The organism is Pseudonocardia sp. UM4_GMWB1 (genome assembly GCF_017312155.1).
Taxonomy (GTDB): Bacteria; Actinomycetota; Actinomycetes; order Mycobacteriales; family Pseudonocardiaceae; genus Pseudonocardia; species Pseudonocardia alni.
Genome location: NZ_QJPN01000001.1, coordinates 5,574,036 through 5,597,757, shown reverse-complemented (window position 1 = coordinate 5,597,757; position 23,722 = coordinate 5,574,036). Strand labels below are relative to the sequence as shown.

At 73.0% G+C, this 23,722-nt stretch carries 25 protein-coding genes and 1 tRNA gene; 12 read left to right on the top strand and 14 right to left on the bottom strand.

The window, feature by feature from the left end; all coding sequences use genetic code 11:
* Window positions 1-168 precede the first annotated feature (168 nt).
* The 3 genes from fmdA to DMP15_RS26315 all read right to left on the bottom strand — a co-directional run bounded on the left by fmdA (window position 169) and on the right by DMP15_RS26315 (window position 2,978).
* Window positions 169-1,422: a formamidase gene (gene fmdA / locus DMP15_RS26325; protein WP_073577624.1), complete on the bottom strand. Its 1,254-nt coding sequence runs from the start codon at window positions 1,420-1,422 to the stop codon at window positions 169-171.
* Window positions 1,423-1,498: 76 nt separating this feature from the next.
* Window positions 1,499-1,783, bottom strand: coding sequence for a zinc ribbon domain-containing protein (locus tag DMP15_RS26320; RefSeq protein ID WP_083658990.1), 285 nt, complete (start codon window positions 1,781-1,783; stop codon window positions 1,499-1,501).
* A 97-nt stretch (window positions 1,784-1,880) separates the two neighbouring features.
* The gene (locus tag DMP15_RS26315; protein WP_337826605.1) at window positions 1,881-2,978 is read right to left on the bottom strand and encodes a substrate-binding domain-containing protein; all 1,098 of its coding nucleotides are present in this window, start codon (window positions 2,976-2,978) and stop codon (window positions 1,881-1,883) included.
* A gap of 72 nt (window positions 2,979-3,050) precedes the next feature.
* On the opposite strand from DMP15_RS26315, the gene DMP15_RS26310 reads away from it, so the two are divergent.
* Window positions 3,051-3,533, top strand: coding sequence for a MarR family winged helix-turn-helix transcriptional regulator (locus DMP15_RS26310; protein WP_337826604.1), 483 nt, complete (start codon window positions 3,051-3,053; stop codon window positions 3,531-3,533).
* A 62-nt stretch (window positions 3,534-3,595) separates the two neighbouring features.
* On the opposite strand, the gene DMP15_RS26305 is transcribed toward DMP15_RS26310, so the two are convergent.
* Window positions 3,596-4,576: a ribose-phosphate diphosphokinase gene (locus DMP15_RS26305; protein WP_073577627.1), complete on the bottom strand. Its 981-nt coding sequence runs from the start codon at window positions 4,574-4,576 to the stop codon at window positions 3,596-3,598.
* Window positions 4,573-6,057, bottom strand: coding sequence for a bifunctional UDP-N-acetylglucosamine diphosphorylase/glucosamine-1-phosphate N-acetyltransferase GlmU (glmU, locus tag DMP15_RS26300; protein WP_246353145.1), 1,485 nt, complete (start codon window positions 6,055-6,057; stop codon window positions 4,573-4,575). The genes DMP15_RS26305 and glmU overlap by 4 nt, the downstream gene beginning before the upstream one ends.
* A 341-nt stretch (window positions 6,058-6,398) precedes the next feature.
* Here glmU and DMP15_RS26295 point away from each other — a divergent pair, with 341 nt between their 5' ends.
* Window positions 6,399-6,920 (top strand): L,D-transpeptidase, encoded by a 522-nt coding sequence (locus DMP15_RS26295; protein ID WP_100879598.1) that lies wholly within the window; start codon window positions 6,399-6,401, stop codon window positions 6,918-6,920.
* 102 nt (window positions 6,921-7,022) lie between these two features.
* Entirely contained in the window at window positions 7,023-7,466 is a 444-nt protein-coding gene (locus DMP15_RS26290) for an OsmC family peroxiredoxin (protein ID WP_073577628.1), read from the top strand.
* A 57-nt stretch (window positions 7,467-7,523) separates the two neighbouring features.
* Here DMP15_RS26290 and DMP15_RS26285 read toward each other — a convergent pair whose 3' ends face one another.
* Both DMP15_RS26285 and DMP15_RS26280 read right to left on the bottom strand, forming a co-directional pair.
* Window positions 7,524-8,483 (bottom strand): Dyp-type peroxidase, encoded by a 960-nt coding sequence (locus DMP15_RS26285; protein ID WP_337826603.1) that lies wholly within the window; start codon window positions 8,481-8,483, stop codon window positions 7,524-7,526.
* A 333-nt stretch (window positions 8,484-8,816) separates the two neighbouring features.
* Window positions 8,817-8,887: transfer RNA gene (locus DMP15_RS26280), tRNA-Gln, on the bottom strand.
* Window positions 8,888-9,049: 162 nt separating this feature from the next.
* On the opposite strand from DMP15_RS26280, the gene DMP15_RS26275 reads away from it, so the two are divergent.
* The 5 genes from DMP15_RS26275 (at window position 9,050) to DMP15_RS26255 (ending at window position 13,267) form a co-directional block, all read left to right on the top strand.
* Window positions 9,050-10,324, top strand: coding sequence for a class I SAM-dependent methyltransferase (locus tag DMP15_RS26275; RefSeq protein ID WP_337826602.1), 1,275 nt, complete (start codon window positions 9,050-9,052; stop codon window positions 10,322-10,324).
* 1 nt (window position 10,325) lies between these two features.
* Window positions 10,326-11,165, top strand: coding sequence for a sugar phosphate nucleotidyltransferase (locus DMP15_RS26270; protein ID WP_073577631.1), 840 nt, complete (start codon window positions 10,326-10,328; stop codon window positions 11,163-11,165).
* A gap of 28 nt (window positions 11,166-11,193) precedes the next feature.
* Window positions 11,194-11,868 (top strand): PIG-L deacetylase family protein, encoded by a 675-nt coding sequence (locus tag DMP15_RS26265; RefSeq protein WP_073577632.1) that lies wholly within the window; start codon window positions 11,194-11,196, stop codon window positions 11,866-11,868.
* A gap of 31 nt (window positions 11,869-11,899) precedes the next feature.
* On the top strand, window positions 11,900-12,925 hold the full coding sequence (locus tag DMP15_RS26260; protein ID WP_073577633.1) for an NAD-dependent epimerase/dehydratase family protein: 1,026 nt from the start codon (window positions 11,900-11,902) through the stop codon (window positions 12,923-12,925).
* 72 nt (window positions 12,926-12,997) lie between these two features.
* Window positions 12,998-13,267 (top strand): DUF2277 domain-containing protein, encoded by a 270-nt coding sequence (locus DMP15_RS26255; protein ID WP_178374489.1) that lies wholly within the window; start codon window positions 12,998-13,000, stop codon window positions 13,265-13,267.
* Between the two features lie 161 nt (window positions 13,268-13,428).
* Here DMP15_RS26255 and DMP15_RS26250 read toward each other — a convergent pair whose 3' ends face one another.
* The 3 genes from DMP15_RS26250 to DMP15_RS26240 are packed head-to-tail and all read right to left on the bottom strand — an operon-like array spanning window position 13,429 to window position 15,577.
* The gene (locus tag DMP15_RS26250) at window positions 13,429-13,845 is read right to left on the bottom strand and encodes a RidA family protein (RefSeq protein WP_167379109.1); all 417 of its coding nucleotides are present in this window, start codon (window positions 13,843-13,845) and stop codon (window positions 13,429-13,431) included.
* The gene (locus DMP15_RS26245; protein WP_337826601.1) at window positions 13,842-14,606 is read right to left on the bottom strand and encodes an IclR family transcriptional regulator; all 765 of its coding nucleotides are present in this window, start codon (window positions 14,604-14,606) and stop codon (window positions 13,842-13,844) included. Before DMP15_RS26245 ends, DMP15_RS26250 begins: the two co-directional genes overlap by 4 nt.
* A complete protein-coding gene (locus tag DMP15_RS26240) occupies window positions 14,603-15,577 on the bottom strand; it encodes a sugar kinase (RefSeq protein ID WP_337826600.1) in 975 nt (324 codons plus the stop codon). Before DMP15_RS26240 ends, DMP15_RS26245 begins: the two co-directional genes overlap by 4 nt.
* A gap of 120 nt (window positions 15,578-15,697) precedes the next feature.
* On the opposite strand from DMP15_RS26240, the gene DMP15_RS26235 reads away from it, so the two are divergent.
* Genes DMP15_RS26235 through DMP15_RS26225 form a run of 3 tightly spaced genes read left to right on the top strand, consistent with a single transcriptional unit; the run spans window position 15,698 to window position 20,084 of the window.
* Complete coding sequence (locus tag DMP15_RS26235) at window positions 15,698-16,945, top strand: amino acid deaminase (protein WP_337826599.1); 1,248 nt, start codon at window positions 15,698-15,700, stop codon at window positions 16,943-16,945.
* Window positions 16,945-18,576: an N-acyl-D-amino-acid deacylase family protein gene (locus DMP15_RS26230; RefSeq protein ID WP_337826598.1), complete on the top strand. Its 1,632-nt coding sequence runs from the start codon at window positions 16,945-16,947 to the stop codon at window positions 18,574-18,576. The genes DMP15_RS26235 and DMP15_RS26230 overlap by 1 nt, the downstream gene beginning before the upstream one ends.
* Complete coding sequence (locus tag DMP15_RS26225; RefSeq protein WP_337826597.1) at window positions 18,573-20,084, top strand: GntP family permease; 1,512 nt, start codon at window positions 18,573-18,575, stop codon at window positions 20,082-20,084. The genes DMP15_RS26230 and DMP15_RS26225 overlap by 4 nt, the downstream gene beginning before the upstream one ends.
* On the opposite strand, the gene DMP15_RS26220 is transcribed toward DMP15_RS26225, so the two are convergent.
* The 4 genes from DMP15_RS26220 to DMP15_RS26205 form a co-directional block, all read right to left on the bottom strand.
* Window positions 20,081-20,386: a nitrile hydratase accessory protein gene (locus DMP15_RS26220; RefSeq protein WP_073577639.1), complete on the bottom strand. Its 306-nt coding sequence runs from the start codon at window positions 20,384-20,386 to the stop codon at window positions 20,081-20,083. The genes DMP15_RS26225 and DMP15_RS26220 overlap by 4 nt on opposite strands.
* Window positions 20,373-21,032 carry a nitrile hydratase subunit beta gene (nthB, locus tag DMP15_RS26215; RefSeq protein WP_179761071.1) on the bottom strand — a complete coding sequence of 220 codons (660 nt, stop codon included), beginning with the start codon at window positions 21,030-21,032 and terminating at the stop codon, window positions 20,373-20,375. The genes DMP15_RS26220 and nthB overlap by 14 nt, the downstream gene beginning before the upstream one ends.
* Window positions 21,029-21,610, bottom strand: a complete 582-nt coding sequence (gene nthA, locus DMP15_RS26210; RefSeq protein ID WP_073577641.1) for a nitrile hydratase subunit alpha — start codon at window positions 21,608-21,610, stop codon at window positions 21,029-21,031. Before nthA ends, nthB begins: the two co-directional genes overlap by 4 nt.
* Window positions 21,611-21,699: 89 nt before the next feature.
* Window positions 21,700-22,581 carry a hypothetical protein gene (locus DMP15_RS26205; RefSeq protein WP_062400283.1) on the bottom strand — a complete coding sequence of 294 codons (882 nt, stop codon included), beginning with the start codon at window positions 22,579-22,581 and terminating at the stop codon, window positions 21,700-21,702.
* Window positions 22,582-22,770: 189 nt separating this feature from the next.
* On the opposite strand from DMP15_RS26205, the gene DMP15_RS26200 reads away from it, so the two are divergent.
* Window positions 22,771-23,595 (top strand): siderophore-interacting protein, encoded by an 825-nt coding sequence (locus tag DMP15_RS26200; protein WP_337826596.1) that lies wholly within the window; start codon window positions 22,771-22,773, stop codon window positions 23,593-23,595.
* Window positions 23,596-23,722 lie beyond the last annotated feature (127 nt).

Genomic DNA, 23,722 nt, shown 5'->3' with positions numbered 1-23,722 from the left:
TGTCTGCGGTGGAAGGCGCGCGCGGCGAGGAGCCGACCGGGATCGGCCCACGTCGATCACGGCGGGTCAAGAGTGCACCCGCCCTCGCCGCGGAGATGCCGAGAAGCCTACGCCAGGCCCGTGGTCGTCCTGGGGCCAGCCCCCCGGGACGACCACGGAACCGGCTGCTCAGGCCACAGAGTGGGGCACGCCGGGGCCCGGGTCGATGCGGTGGGGGCCGTTCTTGCCGGGCTTGACGTCGAAGTCGAAGATCCCGGTCGGCAGGTAGACCGTCGAGCACGAGTTCGGGATGTCCACGACCCCGGACAGCCTGCCCTCGATCGGCGCCGCCCCGAGGATCATGTAGGCCTGGATCGGGGAGTAGCCGAAGTTCGTCAGGTAGTCGATCGCGTGCAGGCAGGCCCGCTGGTAAGACAGGTGCGAGTCGAGGTAGCGCTGCTCGCCGTCGAGGGTGACCGAGGTGCCGGAGAACGCGATCCACTCGCTGTACTGCGGGTCGGTGTTGCCCGGCACGAAGATCGCGTTCTCGGACACGCCGTAGGTCGCCATGCCGCCCTTGATGACGTCGACGTGCAGGTCGATGAACCCGCCCATCTCGATCGCACCGCAGAAGGTGATCTCGCCGTCGCCCTGGGAGAAGTGCAGGTCGCCCATCGACAGGTTCGCCCCGTCGACGAACACCGGGTAGAACACCCGGCTGCCCTTGGTGAGGTTCTTGATGTCCTGGTTGCCGCCGTTCTCCCGGGGTGGCGCGGTGCGCGCGGCCTCCGCGGCGGCCCGGTCGAAGTCGGCGCCGGTCAGCGCGCCGAGGATGGCCGAGTCCGGATTCGGTGGCAGGGCCAGCGGCGGCACCCGCTCCGGGTCGGTGTCGATCAGCGCCTGCTCGCGGGCGTTCCAGCGGCCGAGCAGCTCGGGCGACGGCGCCGTCCCCATCAGCCCGGGGTGGACGATCCCGGTGAACGACACCCCCGGGACGTGCCGGGAGGTGGCCGTCCCGCCCTGGAAGTCCCAGATGACCTTGTAGGCGTCGGGGAACTGCTCGGTGAGGAAGCCGCCGCCGTTGCGGGTGGCGAACACGCCGGTGTAGCCCCAGCCCTGCCCGGCCAGCGGCCCGGAGTCCTCCTGCGGGATCGGCCCGACGTCGAGGATGTCGACGATCAGCAGGTCACCCGGCTGCGCCCCGTCGACGGCGATCGGCCCGGACAGCACGTGCACCCCGGCCAGCGGCGCGTTCAGGATGTCGTCGGCGGAGTCGTCGTTGTGGATGGCGCCGTCGAACCACTCGCGGCAGTCGACCCGGAACGTGTCCCCGGGCTTGACGTGGACCTGCGCCGGGATGTCGGGGTGCCACCGGTTGTGGCCGGTCAGCTGCTGGTCGGTGAAGGTCCTGGTGCTGTCGAGGGGGAAGACGTTCCTGGGCATCGGACACTCCCGGGGTCGGTGCGGACGCGGGCGGGGCGGAGGGGTGAGGCGGTCGGCGCGGCGCAGGTCGACGCGGTCAGGGCCGCGGCAGACCGCGGGTGGCGGGGTGCAGCGGCGGCCCGCCGGGGCGTAGCGGGCGCGGGGGTGGGGCGGAGACGACCTGCGGTTCGTGGGCGGTGGCCGTGGTGCGGTCGATCAGGGCCACCCGGCCGCGGTCGGCGAGGCCGAGCATCGGTGCGGTGATGACGCGCGGGGACTGCTCCCCACAGGTGGGGCAGCGCGCCGTCGCGGGGGCGCTGCCGATCGGGTGCCGTTCCTCGACGGGGCCGTCGGCCCCGCACCGGTAGACGTAGAGCGCCACGGTCGTACCTCCCGGCACGCCGGGCGACCCGACATGCATCTGAGGAAATATTTTCCTGGGAAAGTACGACCGACGGGCCGGGGTGTCAACGGACCCGTCAGAGTTGCTGGACGACGTTCCAGGCGACCCCGTCGGCGACGGCGAGGAACACCTGCTGGCGCAGGTGCCGCCCGTGCACCTCGACGGTTCCGCGCGGGCTCTCGTAGGCCAGCCCCTCGGCGACCGCGGTCATCGCCGGGACCTCCGGCGACCCGGCCCGGCGCATGAGCTCGGTCAGCAGCCGGACGCCCTCGTAGCAGGACTCGCCGAGGCTGTTGAGCACCGGCGCGTCCGGGCCGAAGCGGTGGGCGTGCGCGGCCGCGAAGTCCAGCCCGGACGCCGTCGCCAGGTCCTCGAAGTAGCCGGCCGAGGTGAGCAGGCCGCGGGTGTTCTCCGGGCCCGAGGCGAGCAGCACGTTCTCCTCGATCAGCGAGCTGAACCGCAGGATCTCCCGGTCCAGCCCGACGGCGCAGAACGCCCGGTTGAACTCGACGGCGTCGTTGCCGATCAGCAGCATCAGGACGGCGTCGCAGCCGCTCGCCTCGACCCGGAGCAGCACGCGCGAGAAGTCCTCGGTGCCCAGCGGGACGTACATCTCGTCGCAGACCGTCCCGCCGATCCGGCGCAGGTGCTCGGTCGCGACCTGCGCGGACCGGCGCGGCCACACGTAGTCGTCGCCGACGATCGTCCAGCGGCGCACCCCGGCGGCCTCGGCGAACCAGCTCAGCGACGGGCCCAGCTGCAGGTCCGGGGTCTCCCCGGTCAGGAACAGCCCCGGTCGCTGCTCGCCACCCTCGTACAGGGCGGTGTAGGCGTAGGGCACCCGCCCGCGGATCCGGGGCGCGACGGCCTCGCGGACCGCCGAGATGTGCCAGCCGGTGACCGCGTCCACGGTGCCGGCACTGACCAGCGCGTCGAGCTCCGCGGCGACGACGGCGGGTGGCGCGCCGCCGTCGACCGGCACCAGGTTCAGCTCCCGGCCGAGCACCCCGCCCGCGGCGTTGACCTCCTCGGCGGCCAGCGTCGCGCAGGTCTCGCAGGACGGGCCGAAGATGCCCGCCGGACCCTGCAGCGGGACGACCAGCGCCACGTTGAGCACCTCGCTCCCGCGCGCCGGCACCGCCGTCGCGCGCCCGGGGTCCGGGAACGGAGTCATGCAGGTCACGCTATCCATCGTGGCGTCGCCCACCTAGCGCCTCGTCGGAAAACGTCCGGTTACGATGCGCTCATGTCGGAGCCCGCGGAACACGTGCGGCCGTCCGGGGACGAGTCGCTGCGCCTGCTCTGCGCGGTGGGCCGGACCCTGGACCAGGAGCTCGACGAGGCCCTGCGCGGCTGCGGGGCCGACGTCGACCAGTGGCGGGTGCTCGGCCTGCTCGCCTCGCGCGGCGGCTGCACGATGAGCGTGGTCGCCGAGCACGCGCTGCTGCTGGCGCCGCGGGCGACCAAGCTCGTGGACCGGATGACCGCGGCGAACCTCGTGCACCGCAGGCCCGACGTCGTCGACCGGCGCCGGGTGCTCGTCGTCGCCACCGAGCGGGGCCGCGCGGCACTCGCGGAGTGGGACGCCGCGGCGGCCGGGGTGCTGGACCGCTACCGGCACCTGCTGGGTTCCGACGCGGCCCTGTTCGACGACGTGCTGCGGCGGCTGCAGGACGCCACCGGCCGGGCCGGGGTGCCGGGTCTGGCAGGGCTGGCCACCGAGGGCTGAGGCGGAACGACCGACGGCGCCCCACCCGCGGGTGGGGCGCCGTCGGCGGACGTGCGGAGTGCTCAGGCGTTGCCGTCGAACAGGCTCGTGACCGAGCCGTCCTCGAACACCTGGTGGATCGCCTCGGCCAGCAGCGGGGCGATCGGCAGCACGGTCATGCTGTCGAACCGCTTCTCGGCCGGGATCGGCAGCGAGTCGGTGAAGATGACCTCCGACGCGCCGCAGTTCGCCAGGCGCTCGGTGGCCGGACCGGACAGCACGCCGTGGGTGGCGGCCACGATCACGTCCGAGGCGCCCTCCTTGAGCAGCACCTCGACCGCCTTCGCGACGGTGCCACCGGTGTCGATCATGTCGTCGATGACCACGCAGCAGCGGCCCTCGATCTCACCGACCACCCGGTTCGCGACGGCCTCGTTCGGCTTGAGCGGGTCCCGGGTCTTGTGGATGAACGCCAGCGGGGTCCCGCCGAGGGTCTCGGCCCAGCGCTCGGCCAGGCGTACCCGGCCGGAGTCGGGGGAGACGACCGCGAAGTTGTCGGTCGGCCGGGTGCTCTTGATGTGCTGGGCGAGCACCGGCAGCGCGAACAGGTGGTCGACGGGGCCGTCGAAGAAGCCCTGGATCTGCGAGGTGTGCAGGTCCAGGGTCAGGATCCGGTCGGCGCCCGCGGTCTTGAACATGTCCGCGACGAGGCGGGCCGAGATGGGCTCGCGGCCGCGGTGCTTCTTGTCCTGGCGGGCGTAGCCCCAGAACGGCATGACCGCGGTGATCCGCTTGGCCGACCCGCGCTTGAGCGCGTCGACCATGATCAGCTGTTCCATGATGGCGTCGTTGATCGGGGCGGAGTGCGCCTGGATCACGAACGCGTCGGACCCGCGGACCGACTCCTCGAAGCGGCAGAAGATCTCGCCGTTCGCGAAGGAGTAGGCCGACTGCGGGGTGACCGTGACGTCGAGCTCCTTCGCCACGTGCTCGGCGAGCTCCGGGTGCGCCCTCCCCGAGAACAGCATCATGTTCTTCTTGGGAGTGCCTGCGATCGCGCTCACCGTGCGGTGCCTCCTCGGCTGAGGTCTCTCGGGTCTGTCGTACCGGCGGAGGTGGTGTGACCTGCGCCGTCGTTGCTGGTCGTGCCGTTCGTGGACGGGTCGCTGCCCGCCCGCTGTGCCGCCTCGGCGGCGGGGGTTCCGGGCCGCTTGCGCGGCACCCACCCCTCGATGGTGCGCTGTGCTCCACCCGACACCGCGAGCGCCCCCGGCGGGACGTCGTCGCGGAGCACGGTCCCGGCGCCGGTGTAGGCGCCGTCCCCGACCGTGACCGGTGCGATGAACATGGTGTCCGACCCGGTCTTCACGTGGGATCCGATGACGGTCCGCTGCTTGCGGACGCCGTCGTAGTTGACGAACACCGACGAGGCGCCGATGTTGCTCATCTCGCCGATCGTCGCGTCCCCGACGTAGGTCAGGTGCGGGACCTTGGTGCCCGCGCCGATGTCGGAGTTCTTGACCTCGACGAACGTGCCGATCTTGCCGCGCTCGCCGAGTACGGCGCCCGGGCGCAGGTAGGCGAACGGCCCGACCGCGGCGCCGGGCCCGATCCGGGACCCCGACCCGTGGGTGCGGACGACGCTCGCGCCGGCCCCGACGACGGTGTCGGTCAGCGTGGTGTCGGGCCCGATGACCGCGGCCTCGTCGACCTCGCACGCGCCGTGCAGCTGGGTGCCCGGGTGCAGGACGACGTCGCGCGCGAGCCGCACGTCGACGTCGACACGGGTGGTGGCGGGGTCGACCACGGTGACCCCGGCCAGCATCCACTCCCGCAGCACGCGGCGGTTCAGTTCCGCGCCGAGCTCGGCGAGCTGGACGCGGTCGTTCACGCCGCGCACGCGCCACTCGTCGTCGCAGCGGACGGCGTGCACCGTCCGGTCCGCGGCGACGGCGGCGGCGACCAGGTCGGTGAGATAGAGCTCCTGCTGCGCGTTGTGCGCGGCCAGGCCCGCGATGCCCGCGCGCAGGAACGCGGCGTCGAAGGCGTAGACGCCCGAGTTGACCTCCGCGATGGCCCGCTGCTCCGGTGTCGCGTCGGTCTGCTCGACGATCCCGGTGACGGCTCCGTCGGCGGTGCGCACGATCCGGCCGTAGCCGGTGGGGTCGGCGACCTCGCAGGTCAGCAGGGTGACCGCGGCGCGGCGGCCGGCGTGCTCGGTGACCAGCGCGGACAGGGTCGCGGTGTCGAGCAGCGGGACGTCGCCGTAGGTGACCAGGACGGTGCCGGTCAGGTCCGCGGGGAGCGGGGTGAGGCCGCTGCGGACCGCGTCGCCGGTGCCGAGGCGCTGCTCCTGGACGGCGGTGGTGGCGGTGCGCCCGAGGGCGGCGGAGATGCCGTCGACGGCCTGCTCCACCCGCTCGCGCTCGTGTCCGACGACGACCACGAGGTGCTCGGGCGCGGTACCGGCCAGTGCGTGCACCGCGTGGCCGAGCATGCTGCGCCCGCCCAGCTCGTGGAGCACCTTCGGTGTCGACGACCGCATCCGCGAGCCCGCGCCCGCCGCGAGGACGATGCCGGCTGCGACCGTCGCCGTTCCGGGTGCCGGTCGGTCACCGGTGCCGGCCCGGTCGGGTTCGGGCATGTTCGGTTCCTCCTGCCGGACTCGCCGCCCGTGCCGGGCGGAGGACGCGGGGCGCGCCGTGCCGGTACGGCATCGTACGGGGACGGCCCCGGGTGACCCGGCGGGCCCGTCACGCCCGCGGGGATGCCGCCGTAAACACAAGATCAACCCTTCGGGTGGTAACCGGTCGGGTACCGGTCTCGTTCCACCGTTCAGACGGCGGTGACCGACCGGTCACCGTCCGCGATGATGAGCGGAGTGCGATGACGCGCGAGGTCGAGGGACGCCGCCGGCGGCCCCGGGTGATGACGGTCCTGGCCACGGTGGCGGCCCTGGTGCTGGCCGGGCTGACCGCCGGGATGATCGGGACCGCGTCCGCGGCGCCGACGGCGTCCGACCGGGGTGGTCCGGGCCGCGCCGAGGGGACGCCCTGCTCGGCGGCCGCGCGCGCCTGCGTCGACCTCGCGAACAGCACGGCGTGGCTGATCCGCGACGGGAAGATCGAGGCCGGGCCGGTCCCGGCGTCGTTCGGGAAGAAGGGCCAGCGCACCCCGGCCGGCGTCTTCCAGGTCCAGTGGAAGAACAAGGACCACCGCAGCGCGGAGTTCAACAACGCGCCGATGCCGTTCGCGGTCTTCTTCGCCCCCGGCGGCATCGCCTTCCACGAGGGCAACACCGAGACCGAGTCCGCGGGCTGTGTCCGGCTGTCCCGCGCGAACGCCGAGCGCTGGTTCAACTCGCTGCAGGTCGGCGACCGGGTCGAGGTCACCAACATCCCGCAGTGACCGGAGGCGTTTCGCGGTCCGGGGTGGCGGGAACGGCTGGGGCGGAGAAGACTGCCGAGTGATCGGTTGTGCAAAATCGGTCCCCACGACACGGAGGTAACGATGCCCACGCGCAGCGCCCGCACCGCATGGAACGGCTCCCTGGAGCAGGGCTCCGGCCAGGTCGAGCTGTCCAGCTCCAAGGTCGGTACCTACGAGGTCAGCTTCCCCAAGCGCGCCGCGGACGACGCCGGTGGTACCACCAGCCCCGAGGAGCTCATCGCCGCGGCGCACTCCGCCTGCTACGCGATGCAGCTCTCGGCGAACATCGCCGAGGCGGGCGGGACCCCCGAGTCCCTCGACGTCTCGGCCGACGTCTCGCTCGGCCCGGACAAGGACAACGGCGGCTTCAAGCTGACCGGCATCACGCTGAAGGTGCGCGGTGAGGTCACCGGACTCGACGCCGACGGCTTCGCCAAGGCCGCGGAGGCCGCCAAGGCCGGCTGCCCCGTGTCGAAGGCGCTGACCGGCGTCGAGATCACGCTGGACGCCGCGCTGGAGAGCTGAGAACGACACCTGCGACGCCCCCGTCCGGATCCGGACGGGGGCGTCGTCGTGTCCGGGTCAGTCGTCCAGGCCGTCGAGGACGGGCCGGGCGGGGACGAAGAACGTGCACCCGGTCGTCGGGGTCGAGTAGTCGAGGATGCGGTCGTGCAGCGGCGGCGGGTCGCCGACGAACATCCGGCGCAGCATCGTCTCCACGACCCACAGGCGCCGGGAGTAGCCGATGAAGTAGGTGCCGTACTCACCGCGCCCCGGCGACGCGAACGGCATGTTGTCCCGCAGGATGTCGTGCTCGACGCCGTCGTCGTCGGTGATCGTGCACAGCGTCTTGTGCGACTTCTGGCCCTCCTCGGCGTCCGGCAGCTCCACCCCGTCGAACTTGGTCCGCCCGACGATCTCCTCCTGGGTGGCCACGTCCTGCCCGCGCCAGGCGGCCATGTCGTGCAGGTACCTCTGCACGACGACGTAGCTGCCGCCGGCGTATGCCGGGTCCTCGTCGCCGACCAGGGTCGCGGCCGGGAGGCCCGCCCCGTCCGGGTTGGCCGTCCCGTCGGCGAAGTCGAGCAGGTCCCGGCCGTGCCGGTAGCGGAAGCCGGTGGTCTCGTCCACGGTGGTGACGGTGTCGCCGAAGGAGTCCAGCAGCATCATCTCGAAGCGGACGATCAGGTCCGTGCTGTCCGCCCGCAGGTGGTAGAGCAGGTCCCCCTCGGTGGCGACGGCGGTGTGGCTCGCGCCGGTGATCTCGCGGAACGGTGCGAGCTCGCGCGGCGGCGGCCCGCCGACGACCCGTTCCCACACCCGGTGCCCGATCCCGACGGTGCAGTGGAACGCCGCGCCGTCGGCGCCGATGCGGACGTTCTTGACGAGGTCGGAGGTCGCGGCGAGCGTCGACCGGACCCTGGCGTCGGAGTCCGGCCCGTCGACCACCCGCAGGACGAGGAAGGCAGCCGCGGCGGTGAGCGGGGCGGTGACGTCCTGGGGCTCCGGTGGTGGGACTGCGCGTTCGGTCGCGTGGGTCACACCGCCGGAGCGTAGCGACCCCGTGGTGACACCGCGTCCGAGCCGCGCGCAGCTGCTCGCCCAGCTCGGGTTCGTCGTCGACCGACGGCGCGACCACGAACGAGCTGGACACGAGCTTCGAGGAGGCGGGCCGGATCGGCTCGGAGGTGGTCCTGATGTACCACGCCACCGCGGCCGAGCGCCGCGGGTTCGAGGCCGGGCCGGTCCCCGAGCTGATCCCGCAGTTCGGGCGCAGGCAGGTGGCCTCCGTCGTCGGGGCCGCGAACGTCGCCGCCGTCTCGCCGTCGACCGCGCTGTCCTGGCCCTGGGGCCGTGTCGCACATCGGCGGCTTGCTCCGCCGCCAGGATTCGAACCTGGACCATCGGAACCAAAATCCGAGGTGCTGCCGTTACACCACGGCGGATCGTGGGGCCTCGTCATCGTGACACGTCGGCGACGCCGTCCCTGCAGCGCACCCGCCCTCCGCGCCGGCCGGAGATGAGCGGGAACACGGACAAACACCCACGAAAGGGTGACCCGCACCCCGGGCGCGGCGGACACCCGTCGGGTTGACACACTTCCGTGCGTGCTGAACACGGATGCTTCCGGGACGACGTCGTCGATCGGGTCCGGAACCGCGTTGACGTGCCGTCTCTGTGGCACGACCGACCTGCGCAGCTTCTGCGACCTGGGCGCCACACCGCCCTGCGAACTGTTCCTCACCGAGCAGACGGCACAGCAGCCCGAGCAGACCTTCCCGCTGCACGTGCGGGTGTGCAACTCGTGTCTGCTCGCCCAGCTGCCGCCGGAGATCAGCCCGGAGGAGACGTTCGAGGAGTACGCCTACTTCTCCTCGTTCAGCTCGTCCTGGGTGGACCACGCGCGCCGTTTCGTCGACTCGGCGCAGGAGCGCGCCGGGCTGGACACGGGCTCGTTCGTCGTCGAGGTCGCCTCGAACGACGGCTACCTGCTCCAGCACGTCGTCGCGAAGGGGATCCGCTGTCTGGGCGTCGAGCCGAGCGTGAACGTCGGTGAGGCCGCCCGGGAGAAGGGTGTCCCGACGCTCACCGCGTTCCTCACCCCGGAGACCGGCGCCCGGGTCCGTGCCGAGCACGGCCCGGCGGACCTGGTCTGCGGCAACAACGTGTTCGCCCACATCCCCGACGTCGTCGGCTTCGCGCAGGGACTGCGCGCCATGGTCGCCGACGACGGCTGGGTCTCCATCGAGGTCCAGCACCTGCTCACGCTCGTCGAGCGCAAGCAGTTCGACACGATCTACCACGAGCACTTCCAGTACTACACGCTGCTCACCGGGCAGCGGGCGCTCGCCGCGGGCGGGCTGACCCTGGTCGACGTCGAGCTGCTCGACACCCACGGCGGCTCGATCCGCATGTGGGCGCGCCCGGCCGATGTCGCCGGTGAGCCGAGCGCGAAGGTCCGCGAGGTCCTGGACGCCGAGGCGGCCGCCGGGCTGCACACGCCGGAGGGGCACGACGGGTTCGCCGAGGCCGTCTCCACCATCCGCGACGACCTGGTGTCGTTCCTCATCGACGCCCGCCGGCAGGGGAAGCGCGTGGTCGGCTACGGCGCCCCGGGCAAGGGGAACACGCTGCTCAACTACTGCGGCATCCGGCCCGACCTGCTCGAGTACACGGTGGACCGGAACCCGTACAAGCACGGGCGGCTAACGCCGGGCACCCGAATCCCGATCTTCGCTCCGGAGCGGATCGCGCAGGACCGCCCCGACCACGTGTTGATCCTGCCCTGGAACCTGCGCACCGAGCTGACCGAGCAGCTGTCCTACGTCCGCGAGTGGGGCGGCACGCTGGTCTTCCCGATCCCGTCGCTCGAGGTGGTCTGACGTGAAGGTCGTCCTGTTCTGCGGTGGTTACGGCATGCGGATGCGCGATGGCGCGTCCGACCTCCCGAAGCCGATGCACCCGGTGGGGCCGCGCCCGCTGATCTGGCACGTGATGCGCTACTACGCCCACTTCGGCCACAAGGACTTCGTCCTGTGCCTGGGCTACGGCGCGCACCACATCAAGAACTACTTCCTCGACTACGACGAGACCGAGTCCAACGACTTCGTGCTGCACCAGGGCGAGGTCGAGCTCATGGGCAGCGACATCAAGGACTGGAACATCACGTTCGTCCACACCGGTCTGGACTCGCCGATCGGTGAGCGTCTGCGCCGGGTGAAGGCGCTGGTCAAGGACGAGGAGATGTTCCACGCGAACTACGCCGACGTCCTCACCGACGCCCCGCTGGACAGGATGGTCGAGCAGTTCGCCGGCACCGACGCCGTCGGGCAGCTGATGGCGGTGCCGCCGCAGTCGGCGTTCCACTGCGTCGACGTCGACGACAACGGCAGGCTCGAGTCGATCACCACGCTGCAGGAGATGCCGATCTGGGAGAACGGCGGCTACCTCATGTTCCGGCCGGAGATCTTCGACTTCCTCGAGAAGGACTGCGACCTGATCGCCGACGCCGCCGCCCCGCTGGCGCGCAAGGGCCGCATGTCCGCCTACCGGCACCGCGGTTTCTGGCAGCCTGCGGACACCGTCAAGGAGCGCAACGCGCTGGAGGCGGCCTACCAGAGCGGCGCGCGACCGTGGATGCTCTGGGAGTCCCACGAGACCGACCAGGACCCGCTGCAGGCCGCGATCGCCGAGATGCACCGCAGCAGCCACCAGCGCGACTAGGCCGCGATTCCGGGGGGAACGAGAGACCGTGCTGAACCTGTTGCCCGAGCGGCTGGACCGCATCCTGCTGCTCGGCGCCCACTGTGACGACATCCCGATCGGGGCCGGCGGGATGCTCCTGGAGCTGTGCCGCGCCTATCCGGGGGTGCAGGTAACCGCGCTGGTCCTGACCGGGGCGGGGTCGCTGCGCGAGGAGGAGGAGCGGGCCGCACTGGCCGCGTTCACCCCCGGCGCGCACCTCGACGTCGTCGTCATGGACCTGCCCGACGGCCGCGTCCCGCAGCACTGGGAGCGGGCGAAGATGGCGCTGGAGGACCTGCGCAGCCGCAGCGAGCCGGACCTGGTGATCGGCCCGTCGCCGCACGACGCCCACCAGGACCACCGGACGCTGTCGCAGATGATCCCGACCGCGTTCCGCGACCACCTGACGCTCGGCTACGAGATCCTCAAGTGGGAGGGCGACCTCGCCCAGCCGACGGTCTTCCTGCCGCTGTCCGAGCCGGTGCTCACGGAGAAGATCGCCAAGCTCAACGAGCACTACGGCAGCCAGCGCGACCGGACCTGGTTCGACGACGAGACCTTCCGCGGCCTGGCCCGCGTGCGCGGGGTGCAGTGCCACGCCCGCTACGCCGAGGGCTTCCACGTCCAGAAGCTGACGCTGTCCGCAGCGCCGATGGTCGGTTCCGAGCCGAGCGGTTTCTGACCCCGCACACACCGCCGAGAAAGGGATATTCATGCGCGTACTGCTCACCGGGCACCAGGGCTACCTCGGGACCGTGATGGCGCCGCTGCTCGCCGCCGCCGGTCACGAGGTCATCGGCCTGGACTCCGGGCTGTTCGCGGACTGCGTGCTGGGTTCGCTGGACACCCCGGACGTCGACGGGATGTCGACCGACCTGCGGGACGTCACCGTCGACCAGCTGGCCGGGTTCGACGCCGTCGTCCACATGGCGGCGCTGTCGAACGACCCGCTGGGCTCGCTGGCCCCGGAGATCACCTACGACATCAACCACCACGCGTCGACCCGGCTGGCCCGGCTGTCGAAGGAAGCCGGTGTCGGCCGCTTCGTCTACGCCTCCACCTGCTCGGTGTACGGCGCCCAGTCCGGCGACGACCTCGTCGACGAGGACGCCCCGCTCAAGCCGGTCACCCCCTACGCGATCTCGAAGGTCCGCGTCGAGGACGACCTCGCCGAGCTCGCCGACGCCGACTTCGTGCCGGTCTCGATGCGCAACGCGACCGCGTTCGGGTTCTCGCCGCGGCTGCGCGCCGACATCGTGCTGAACAACCTGGTCGGCCGGGCGGTCCTCACGGGCGAGGTCACCGTGCTGTCCGACGGCACCCCGTGGCGTCCGCTCGCGCACGCCGAGGACATCGCCGGTGCGGTCGTCGCGGCGCTGGGCGCCCCGGCGGACGTCGTCCGGGCCCGGGCCTACAACGTGGGAACCGAGACGAACAACCGGACCGTCGCCGAGATCGCGCAGGCCGTGATCGACGCCGTCCCCGGCTCGACGCTGAACATCACCGGTGAGGCCGGCAACGACCCGCGCTCCTACCGGGTCGACTTCGCCCGGGCCCGCAAGGAGCTCGGCTTCGAGGCGTCCTGGACGATCCCGGCCGGCGCCGAGCAGCTCGCCACCGAGTACCGGAACCGCGGTCTCACCCAGGACGCGTTCGACCACTCCTTCACCCGCCTCGCGGTGCTGAACCGGCGCCAGGCGGCGGGGGAGCTCGACGGGTCGATGCACGTCGTCCAGTAGTTCGCACTCGGTCGACGGCCCGTCCCGCGCTACGGTCGCGGGGCGGGCCGTCGTCGTATCCAGGGGGTGCCCATGTGCCGCAACATCCGGACGCTGCACAACTTCGAGCCGCCGGCCACGACCGACGAGGTGGACGCCGCGGCGCTGCAGTACGTCCGCAAGATCGCCGGGGCGGCGAAGCCGTCGCAGGCCAACGCCGAGGTGTTCGAACGGGCGGTCGCCGCCGTCGCCGAGGCGACCCGGGAGCTGCTCGACGGGCTGACCACGACCGCCCCGCCGAAGGACCGTGAGGTGGAGGCGGCGAAGGCCCGGGCGCGGGCGGAGCTGCGCTACGCCCGCTGAGGGAGCCGTAGGTCGAGCAGCAGTCCGGTTTCGGCCGACGCCTTCCGAGCGTCGCGTTGCCGTGGCCGGGAGCACGGTTCCGCAACGCCCGATCGACGTCGCCCTGTCGAGACGCACGTTGTCGCCCCGGTGGGGGCGGGAACGTGCATCTCGGCGAGTTGCTAGGCGGCCGGGGCGGCCAGGGCGTCGATCTCCACCAGCATCTCGGCGTGGGGGAGGCCCACGAACACGGTGGTGCGTGCGGGGAGCGCGGCACCGTCGGGGACGTGCCGGGACACGAACTCGCCGTAGGCGTCGTTCATCGCGGAGAAGTGCTCCCGCTCGGTGAGGTAGACGCGGAACATCAGGACGTCGCCGACCGAGGCGCCGCCCGCCTCCAGGATCGCGCGGACGTTCTCCAGGGTCCGCAGCGTCTGGGCGTGCACGTCGCCCGGCGCGATGTACTGCTTCGTCGCCGGGTCCATCGGGCCCTGCCCGGAGACCTGCAGCAGGCCGCCCTTGCGCACGCCCTGGCTGAAGGTGTGCGCGGGGGCGGGTGCGTCGGTGGTGGTCACGGTGCCGTTGGCGGCGGTGGTCATGCGGGGGGATCCTCTCGGGTCGGGCGCCAGCCGAGGTCGCGGGAGATCGTCCCGGTGACGGCCAGCAGTGACGGGACCAGCTCCATCAGCTGGTCGTAGCCGGCGACGATGGTCGGCACGGACACCGACACCGCCGCGACGGCGGTTCCGGCCGGTCCGCGGACCGGCGCCCCGATGCAGTTGATCGAGGCCTCGTTCTCCTCGCGGTCCTGGGCCCAGCCCTGCTCGCGCACCCGGGCGAGCTCGGCCAGGTAGGCGTCGCGGTCGGTGATCGTGTGCGGGGTGCGGGCGGGGAAGTCGACGTCGTCGAGCACCCGGTTCCGCTCCGCCGCGGGCAGGTCGGCGAGCAGCACCTTCCCGGCGGCGGTGGAGTGCACGGGTCCGCGCAGCCCGACCCGCGACGCCATGCGCACGGTGTCGAGCGACTCCAGCTTGTCGATGTAGACGATCTCGCCGTCGTCGCGCTCGGACAGGTGCACGGTGTGGCCGTGGGCCCGGTTGAACGCGTGCAGGTGCGGCGCGGCGACCGTGCGCACCTCGCGCTGGTCCAGCCCGCGCGAGGACAGCTCGAACAGCCGCGAGCCGAGCCGGTAGCGGTGGTGGTCGTCGCGGTGCACGAAGTGCTCGTCGGCCAGGGTGCGCAACAGCCGCAGGACGGTCGTCTTGTGCACCTCGAGCGCCGTGGCGAGCTCGTCGAGCGACGCCGGGCCCTCCCCGAGGACCACCAGGATCCGCAGCGCCTTGGTCAGGCTGGTGCTCACACGGCCTCCCGGTCGGCGCTCACGCGCAGGGTCGCCCAGGCGTCGTCGTCGAGGTCGAGCAGGTGCTCGGGCAGCGGCGCGGCGGAGTCGCCGGGAACGACGAGCACCGCGGCGGCACCGAGGTGGCCCCGGCGCAGGCAGCGGCCCACGTCCTCGCCGCGGACCAGGCCGGTGAGCAGCCCGGCGGCGAACGCGTCGCCCGCCCCGACCGGCTCGACGACGTCGACGACCAGCGCCGCGCGCTCGGTGACCGCACCGTCGCGGTGCACGGCCAGTGCGCGCCGGGCGCCGTCCTTGACCACGACCAGCTCCGGGCCGGGCAGCAGCGTGCGCAGCCGGGCCGGGTCGTCGGTGCCGAACACCCGCCGCGCCTCGTCCGCCCCGACGAGTACGACGTCGGCCCGATCGGCCAGCGCGGCCACCGGGGCCGGGTCGCCGTCGGGCCACATCTGCTCGCGCCAGTTCACGTCGAACACGACCCGGTACCGGCGGGGGCGGGCCAGCAGCGCGGCCAGCGCGGCCGCGCAGGACGTCGACACGGCCGCGGTGATCCCGCTGACGTGCACCCAGTCCGCGTCGGCGATCCGGTCGCGTACCGCGGGCAGCTCCAGCAGTTCGGGCCCGGCCGCCGAGGCCGCCGATCCGGACCGCCGGTAGGTCATGACGGTGCCGCCGTCGGGCGCCGGGTACTTGGCGTAACGGCCGGTCGGGAGGTCCGGGTCGACGCCGATCCCACCGGTGTCGACCCCGGCGGCGGCGAGCGTGTGCTGCACGAGGGCGCCGTGCCGGTCGTCGCCGAGACGCCCGACCCACGCCACCGCGACGCCGGCCGCGGCCAGATCGAGCGCGACGTTCACCTCGGCACCCGCGGCGTGCGCGGGGGCCCGCGGGTCGTCGACGGCGGCCGCGTCGGGGACCAGGGCGAGGGCCTCGCCGAAGCACACCACGGCGCTGCGGCCCGGGGTTTCCACTGCTGGGTTCTCCTCCGCCGTCGTTGACCGATCTGTCGCGGCGATGCTAGAACAGCCGCACCGAAATACGCAACTAGCGCTGCAGAATACGCAACGTACCTGCTCAGAGGGGAGAACGGGATGCTCCGGTACGCGTCGCTCGGCGCCGAACGGCCCGGCCCGTACGCCAAGTCGGTCCCGCCGCTGCCCGGTACGGTCGACGAGTGGCTCGCCGGCGGGCCGCGGCTGTCGGACCTGGCCACGCCCGTCCTCACCCTCGACCGGGCGGCCCTGCACGCCAACGCCGAGCGGATGGCCGGCTGGTGTGCCGCGCACGGCGTCGACCTCGCCCCGCACGGCAAGACGACGATGGCCCCCGCGCTGTGGGACCTGCAGCTGCGCCACGGTGCCTGGGGGATCACCGTCGCGACGCCGTGGCAGGCGCGGATCGCGATCGACGCCGGCGTGCGACGGGTGCTGCTGGCGAACGCGCTCGTCGACCCGGCAGGCGTGCGGGCCGTCGCCGCCGCGCGTGACGCCGACCCGGACCTGGAGGTGCTGAGCTGGGTCGACTCGGTCGACGCCGTCACCGCGATGACCACCGCCGCGGGGTCCCCGGCACGGCCGCTCGCCGTCGTCGTCGAGCTGGGGGCGCCCGGCGGCCGGACCGGCGCGCGCACCCTGGCCGAGGCCGAGCGGGTGGCGTCGGCCGTCGTGGCCAGCCCGGTGCTGGCGCTGGCCGGGGTCGGCGGCTACGAGGGGGCCCTCGCGCACGACCCGTCGGAGGCGTCACTGGCGACCGTCCGCGCCTACCTCGACGACCTCGCCGAGCTGCACCGCCGGCTCGCCCCGTCCTACGGGACCGACGAGGTCGTGGTCACCGCGGGCGGCAGCGCCTACTTCGACCAGGTCGTCGCCGCGCTGGCCGGGCTCGCCGACGCGCGCACCCGCGTCGTGCTGCGCTCGGGCGCCTACCTCGTCCACGACGACGGCTTCTACCGCGGCATCTCCCCGCTGGCCCGCGACGACGAGCAGCGCCCGTTCCGCTCGGCCATGCACGTGACCGCCCGGGTGGTGTCGACCCCCGAGCCAGGCCTGGCGCTGCTCGACGCGGGCAAGCGCGACGTCCCGTTCGACGAGGGGCTGCCCGAGCCGCAGCGGATCGCCGACGACCTCGGGTCGCCCTCGCGGCCGCTGACCGGCACCGTCACCGCCGTCAACGACCAGCACGCGTTCCTGCGCACCGAGGAGCAGGTCCGGATCGGGCAGGTCGTCCGGCTCGGGCTCTCGCACCCGTGCACCGCGTTCGACAAGTGGCGCTGGATCCCGGTGCTGGACGGCACCGACCCCGACCCGCAGGTCGTCGAGCTCGTCCGGACGTTCTTCTGATGGGCACGCTGCTGCGCGGCGGCACCGTCGTCGACGGGACCGGCGGGCCCCGGTACACCGCGGACGTGCTCGTCGAGGGCGACCGGATCGCCGCGGTCGGGCCGGACGCGGCCGGACGGGCCGAGCGGGTCGTCGACGTGGACGGGATGGTCGTCGCCCCCGGGTTCGTCGACATGCACGCCCACTCCGACCTGCGCCTGCTCACCGAGCCCGCGCACCTCGCGAAGGTCTCCCAGGGCGTGACGACCGAGGTCATCGGCCAGGACGGGCTGTCCTACGCCCCCGTCGACGACGCCGTGCTGCCCGTGCTGCGCCGCGCGATCGCCGGCTGGAACGGCGACCCCGGCGCGGACTTCTTCACCTGGCGCACCGTCGCGGAGTACCTGGACCGGCTCGACGAGGGCATCGCCGGCAACGCCGCCTACCTCGTCCCGCACGGCACCGTCCGCGCGCTGGTCTGCGGCTGGGACGACCGCCCCGCCACCCAGGCGGAGATCGCCCGGATGGCCGACGTCGTCCGCACCGGCATGGACCAGGGCGCGGTCGGCCTCTCGGCCGGGCTCACCTACACCCCCGGCATGTACGCCGACGGCGCCGAGCTCGCCGCGCTGTGCGCCGCGGTGGGGGAGCGTGGCGGCTTCTTCTCCCCGCACCACCGCAGCTACGGCGCGGGCGCGCTGGAGGCCTACGCCGAAATGGTCGGCGTCGCCGAGCGGTCCGGGTGCGCGCTGCACCTGGCCCACGCCACGCTCAACTTCGGCCCCAACAAGGGCCGGGCCGGGGAGCTGATCACGCTGCTCGACGCGGCCGTCGCCCGCGGCGTCGACATCACCCTCGACACCTACCCGTACCTGCCGGGTGCGACGACGCTGTCGGCGATCCTGCCCAGCTGGTGCCAGTCCGGCGGCCTCGACGCGGCCCGCGAGCGGCTGCGCGACCCGGCCGCCCTCGCCCGGATCCGCGAGGACCTGGAGGTCCACGGCTCCGACGGCTGCCACGGCGTCGTCGCCGAGTGGGAGACGATCGAGATCAGCGGGGTCACGAACCCCGAGCTCGCCGGGACGGTCGGGCGCACGGTCGCCGACATCGCGGGCGCGACCGGAGCGGATCCGTTCGACACCTGCGTGGACATCCTGCTCCGCGACGACTTCGGGACCGGCATCCTGCAGCACGTCGGGCACGAGGAGAACGTCCGCGCGATCATGCGCCATCCGCGGCACACCGGCGGCAGCGACGGCCTGCTCGTCGGCGCGAAGCCGCACCCGCGGGCCTGGGGGACCTTCCCCCGCTACCTCGGCCACTACTGCCGCGAGCTCGGGCTGTTCTCCCTGGAGGAGTGCGTCCACCACCTCACCGGACGCGCCGCCGGCCGGCTCCGCCTGGCCGACCGCGGTCGCGTCCTGCCGGGCCTGGCCGCCGACCTGGTCGTGTTCGACCCGGACACCGTCACCGACACCGCCACCTTCGCCGAGCCCGCCCAGCAGGCGGCCGGCATCCCGTACGTCCTGGTCAACGGAGCCTTCGCGATCGACGGCGGGGAGCGCACCGACGCGCTCGCCGGTCGCGCGCTGCGCCGCCGGGCCGACGGCCGCACCGCACCGGGCACCCACCCCACCGGAGGACGACGATGACCTTCCTCGACTGGCTGCAGAACGACACGGCCGGCCTGCTCACCCTCGCCGCCGTCAGCGTCGCGCTGCTGCTGATCATGATCATGCGACTACGGCTGGAGCCGTTCATCGCGCTCATCGTCACCGGCGTGCTGGTCGCGCTCGTCGCGGGCGTGTCGGTCACCGACCTCGTCGGCACCCCGATCAAGGCGTCGGACTCGCTGTTCGAGACCGGCTTCGCCGGGATCCTCGGCCACATCGCCCCGATCATCGGGCTGGGCACCGTGCTCGGCGCGATCATGGAGCGCTCCGGTGGCGCGGACGCCCTGACCGAACGGCTGCTGCGGCTGTTCGGGCCGAAGGGCGCACCGCTCGCGATGGGTGTCACCGGGCTGGTGCTCGGCATCCCGGTGTTCTTCGACATCGGCATCTTCGTGCTCGCGCCGCTGGTCTACGTGGCCGCGCGCCGCGGCGGCCGCTCGCTGGTCCTCTATGCGATGCCGATGCTCGCCGGGCTGTCGATGACCCACGCGTTCCTGCCGCCGCACCCCGGACCGGTCACCGCGGGCGGGCTGCTCGGCGTCGGGATGGGCTGGGTGATCGCGATGGGCCTGCTCTGCGGCATTCCCGCCTGGCTGGTCAGCGGCGTCTGGTGGGGCTCGTTCATCGGACGGCGGATCCAGGTCGGCGTGCCCGAGGACCTGCCCGGTGGGGCCGCCCCGGCCGCCGCCCCCGGCCCGGCCGGTTCCGCGCGCGACGCCGGCGACAGCAACGGTGACGGTGACCCGGGCGGCGGGACGGGTGGTGTCCGCACCGCGGAGACGGCCGGCCCGCAGACCGCGGTCGCGGTGGCCGCGCCCCCGTCGGTCGCGCTCATCTCCTCGATCATCGCGGTCCCGCTGGTGCTCATCCTCGCCGCGACCGTCGCGGGGGTGACGCTCCCCGAGGGCACGGTGCTCCGCGACGTCCTCGTGCTGCTCGGCACCCCGGCCATCGCGCTGACGCTGTCGGTGCTGCTCGCGCTGTACCTGCTCGGCATCCGGCGCGGGACGTCGATGGCCGAGCTCGGCCGGATCTCCGGCGAGTCGCTGCGCCCGGTCGGGATGATCCTGCTCGTCGTCGGGGCGGGGGCGTTCTTCGGCAAGGTCCTGCAGACCACCGGCGTCGGCGACGCACTGGCCGGCTCGATGACCGCGATCGGGCTGCCGGTGATCGCCTCGGCGTACCTGATCAGCGCGGCGCTGCGGATCGCCCAGGGTTCGGCGACCGTCGCCATCGTGACGACGGCGGGCATCATCGGCCCGACCGTCGCCGCGGGCGGCTACAGCCAGCCGCAGCTCGCGCTGATCGTCGTCGCCGTGTCGGCCGGGTCGATCATCGCCAGCCACGTCAACGACGGCGGGTTCTGGATCGTCGCCAAGTACTTCAACATGACGGTGAAGCAGACCCTGATGACCTGGACGGTGCTGGAGACGATCCTGTCGGTCGTCGGGTTCGCCGCGGCCGCGCTGGTGTGGGCCGTCGTCTAGGAGCGCAGCGGGTCGGCGTCGAGCGTGACCGGCGCGCCGTGCGGGGTCGCGACGGCGGCACGCAGCCAGGCGCCGGTCCGCTCCTCGACCGAGCCGCGGTCGGCGACGCCGAGCCCGTCGAGCAGGTGCTCCAGCGCGGCGAGCCAGGCGTCCCAGTAGTCCAGGCCGGTGTCCAGCTCGCCGCCCAGGGTCTCGGCGAACTCCTGCCGGTCCAGCGTCCCGGTGTCCTGCAGGGCCACGGCCAGCGCGAACGCGCTCGCCTGCCACGGCTCGTCGAAGACCGGGCCGTCAGGCGGGCTCAAGGTAGGACTCCCAGGCGTCGACGGAGACGGTCGTGGTCGGGTCGGCGTCCGGGCCCCACAGCTCGGGGCCGGTGAACACCACGGTGTAGAGCGGCTCCGGGCACTCGCCGTGGCCGTGCGCGCGGGCGTCGGGCAGCACGTGGGTCCCGCGGCGCGTCTCGACGGTCCCGCAGCGACCGCGGACGTAGCGGGGGAGCCGGGTGTGCCCGCGCGGGTGCATCACCCGGGCCCGCACGCGGTCGCCGGGGGCGAACCGGGGCGGGCCGGTGTCGTCGCGCTCGGTGGGGGCGCCGGTGGCCAGCACCCGGGCGGCGGCGTCGGCGTCCAGCGCGGCCGGGGCGTCGGCGCGCGGGCGCAGGGGGCGCCCGGCGTCGAGCTCGTCGGCGCCGACCAGGCCGTGGGTGACCAGGAGCTTCTCGGTCGCCGCGAGCCAGATCTCGTAGTAGGTCAGGGTCAGGTAGACCGGCGGCGGGAGCGACTCGCGGGCGTGCCGGGACTCGTCGATCGACCAGCCGCCCGGGCGGGCCGCGGCGAGGGTCAGCGCCAGCACCAGCGGCTCCCAGCCCGCGTGGAACCGGACGTCCTCCGGCTCGGGCTCCACCGGCCCGAAGCCCATCGCGCCGCCGAGGTCGTGCGCGCCGTTCACGCCGACACCAGCCGGGTGCCGATCATGGCGTCGCGGGAGACGATCGCGGCGAGCTCGTCCGCGGACCACCCGTCCGTGCCGGCCGGACGCTGCGGGACGACCAGGTAGCGCAGCTCGGAGGTGGAGTCGTGCACCCGGATGGCGACGTCGTCGTCGAGCACGGTCCCGAAGTCGGCGAGCACGCCGCGCGGGTCCAGCACCGCCCGCGACCGGTAGGCCGGCGATTTGTACCAGACCGGGGGCAGACCCAGGACCGGCCACGGGTAGCAGGAGCACAGGGTGCAGACGACGAGGTGGTGCTCGCCCGGTGAGTTGAACACCGCGGCGAGGTGCTCGCCGCCGCGACCACCGTAGCCGAGCTCGGCGACCGCCGCGGTCGCGTCGTCGGCGAGCCGGGCCGCGAAGTCCGGGTCGGTCCAGGACCGGGCGACGACGTGCGCGCCGTTCCGCGGGCCGACCCGGTGCTGGTAGGTCTCGATGATCTCGTCGAGTGCGGCCGGGTCGACGTAGCCCTTCTCGACCAGGATCGACTCGAGTGCCCGCACGCGGGCGTCCACCGGTCGCAGCTCACCGCTCATCGGGACGACGTTAGCCAGGCGGGGCCGGGGCGTCGAGAGCACGACGGCCCGGCACCTCGCGGTACCGGGCCGTCGGGAGGGCGGTGGGCTCAGGCGTGCGTGAGTGCGTCCTCGAACTCCTCGGCCTTCAGCGGGGCGAGGTCGGAGACCCGCAGGAAGTCGCCCAGCGTGGTGCCGGTCGCGCCCGAGTCGACGTTGCGCGGGCCGCGGCCGGCCCGGACGTCGTCGAGGTTGATCGTGCGCAGGTCGTAGGAGAACCGGGTGACGTCGGAGGTGTTCGGCGCCGACGCGTGCAGGTGGTTCGACGAGAACATGAACACGTCACCGGACTGCCCGGCGATCCGGATCTCGCCGCGGGACTCGAAGTCCTCCAGCGGGAGCGGGTGCGGACGGGTGTCGGTGGTCTTCTCGCCGGCGGCCGCGGTGCGGTGCTTGGCGACCCACTCGTCGTAGTCGTACTGGTTCGAGCCGTTCTTCACCGGGCGGTCGAAGTAGTCGGTGTACATGCTCATGACGTTGTCGCCGACGACGTCGAACACCGGGGTCCAGTAGTTCACGAGCTGTTGCGGGTGGCCGTACCACATGTCGCGGTGAGCCTTGTAGTTGTAGGACACACCGGCGGTGAGGAACTGGTCGGCCGGGATCACGCGCAGCCGCGGGATGTCGAAGTAGGTGCGCTCGGGGTCGACGCCGAAGTCGACGGCGAACTGCTGGCAGAGCGCCTTGGTCCGGTCGCCGTTGGTGAACTCGCGCTTGAGCGGCTCGACGCGGCGGACGAACTCGTCGACGTCCATCTCGTACTGGGCGCGCTCCGGGTCCAGGCCCTCGAAGGCCTGACCGATCAGGTCCTTGGCGTGGTCGGCGAGGGCGTTCGCGCCGCCGATCCCGCTGTAGAGGTGGAAGTCGCCCCGGAACAGGGACTCGCGGCGCGCGTCGTCGTCGATCCGGCGGTTGAGGTAGACCGTGATCACCGCTTGCTCCTCCGTGCTGGCTCGGGGTCGGAAACCCGCCTGACGTCTGTCGACGCTAGCGCACACGATCGGGTGAGCATTTACGATGCAACGTAGTAGTCGCGCTGTGCGACACCGTGTCCGGAAGATCCGTTTGGTGTGGTCCGCTCCGTCATGGTTAGCTGAGCCTCACCTATGGAGGAGGCGGCGATGTCGGTCGTGACCGAGGATCGGGCGGCGGTCCGTGTGGTGGGTCTGCAGCGGGTCTCGGACGTCTTCGTCCGGGCCGAGCTCGAGGGGGAGGGGCTCGCCGGTCTCGGCCTGCCGGGCGTCCCCGACGAGGCCTGCGTCTTCCACTTCCCGCTGCCCGAGGGCGGCCGCGACGACCACGGTCGCTGGTACACCCTGCGCGAGGTCAGCCCCTGCCGCACCCGGGCGTCCATCGACCTGGTCTGTCACCCCGGCGGGGTCGGCGCCGGCTGGGCCCGGCGGGCCTGCGTCGGTGACGAGATCGAGGTCTCGCACTCGAACAGCTGGTTCAAGCGCCCGGCCGGCGTCGGCTGGCAGATCCTCGTCGGCGACGCGGCCGCGCTCCCGGCGCTCGCCCGGATCGTCACCGAGACACCCGAGGGCATCGACACCGAGGTCGTCCTGGAGATCGACGAGGTCCCGGCCGACTTCCCCGCGCGGGCGCGGGTCCGCCGCGAGCCCGCGAGCGAGACCGGCAGCCGGCTGGCGGAGATCGTCGCCGGGCTGGCGCTGCCGGACGGGCCCGGTTACGTCTACGTCGGCGGTGAGGCGTCCGCGACCCGCGCCGCCCGCAAGCACCTGCGCCACGAGCGCGGCCTGCCGCCCGGCGCCTACGGCGTGCTCGGCTACTGGCGTCGTGACGCCGACACCTTCCGTCGCACCTGGCAGGCCAACCAGGAGCGCTTCGAGAAGGCCTACGCCGACGCGGCCGTCGCCGCCGGGGGCGACGACGAGCGGATGCTCGACCTCTACGAGGCGACCCTGGAGCGCGACGGGCTGCTCTGAGCGGGACGTGCCGCGGGACACCGACGCCTCGGTCGGCGCCCGCGTGGGCCAGGCGTAAACTCGGAGGCCGGCACCCCGACCGGGTCGGGAGCCCTACCGCGACCCGGGCAGGGGTCTGTCCTGCCCG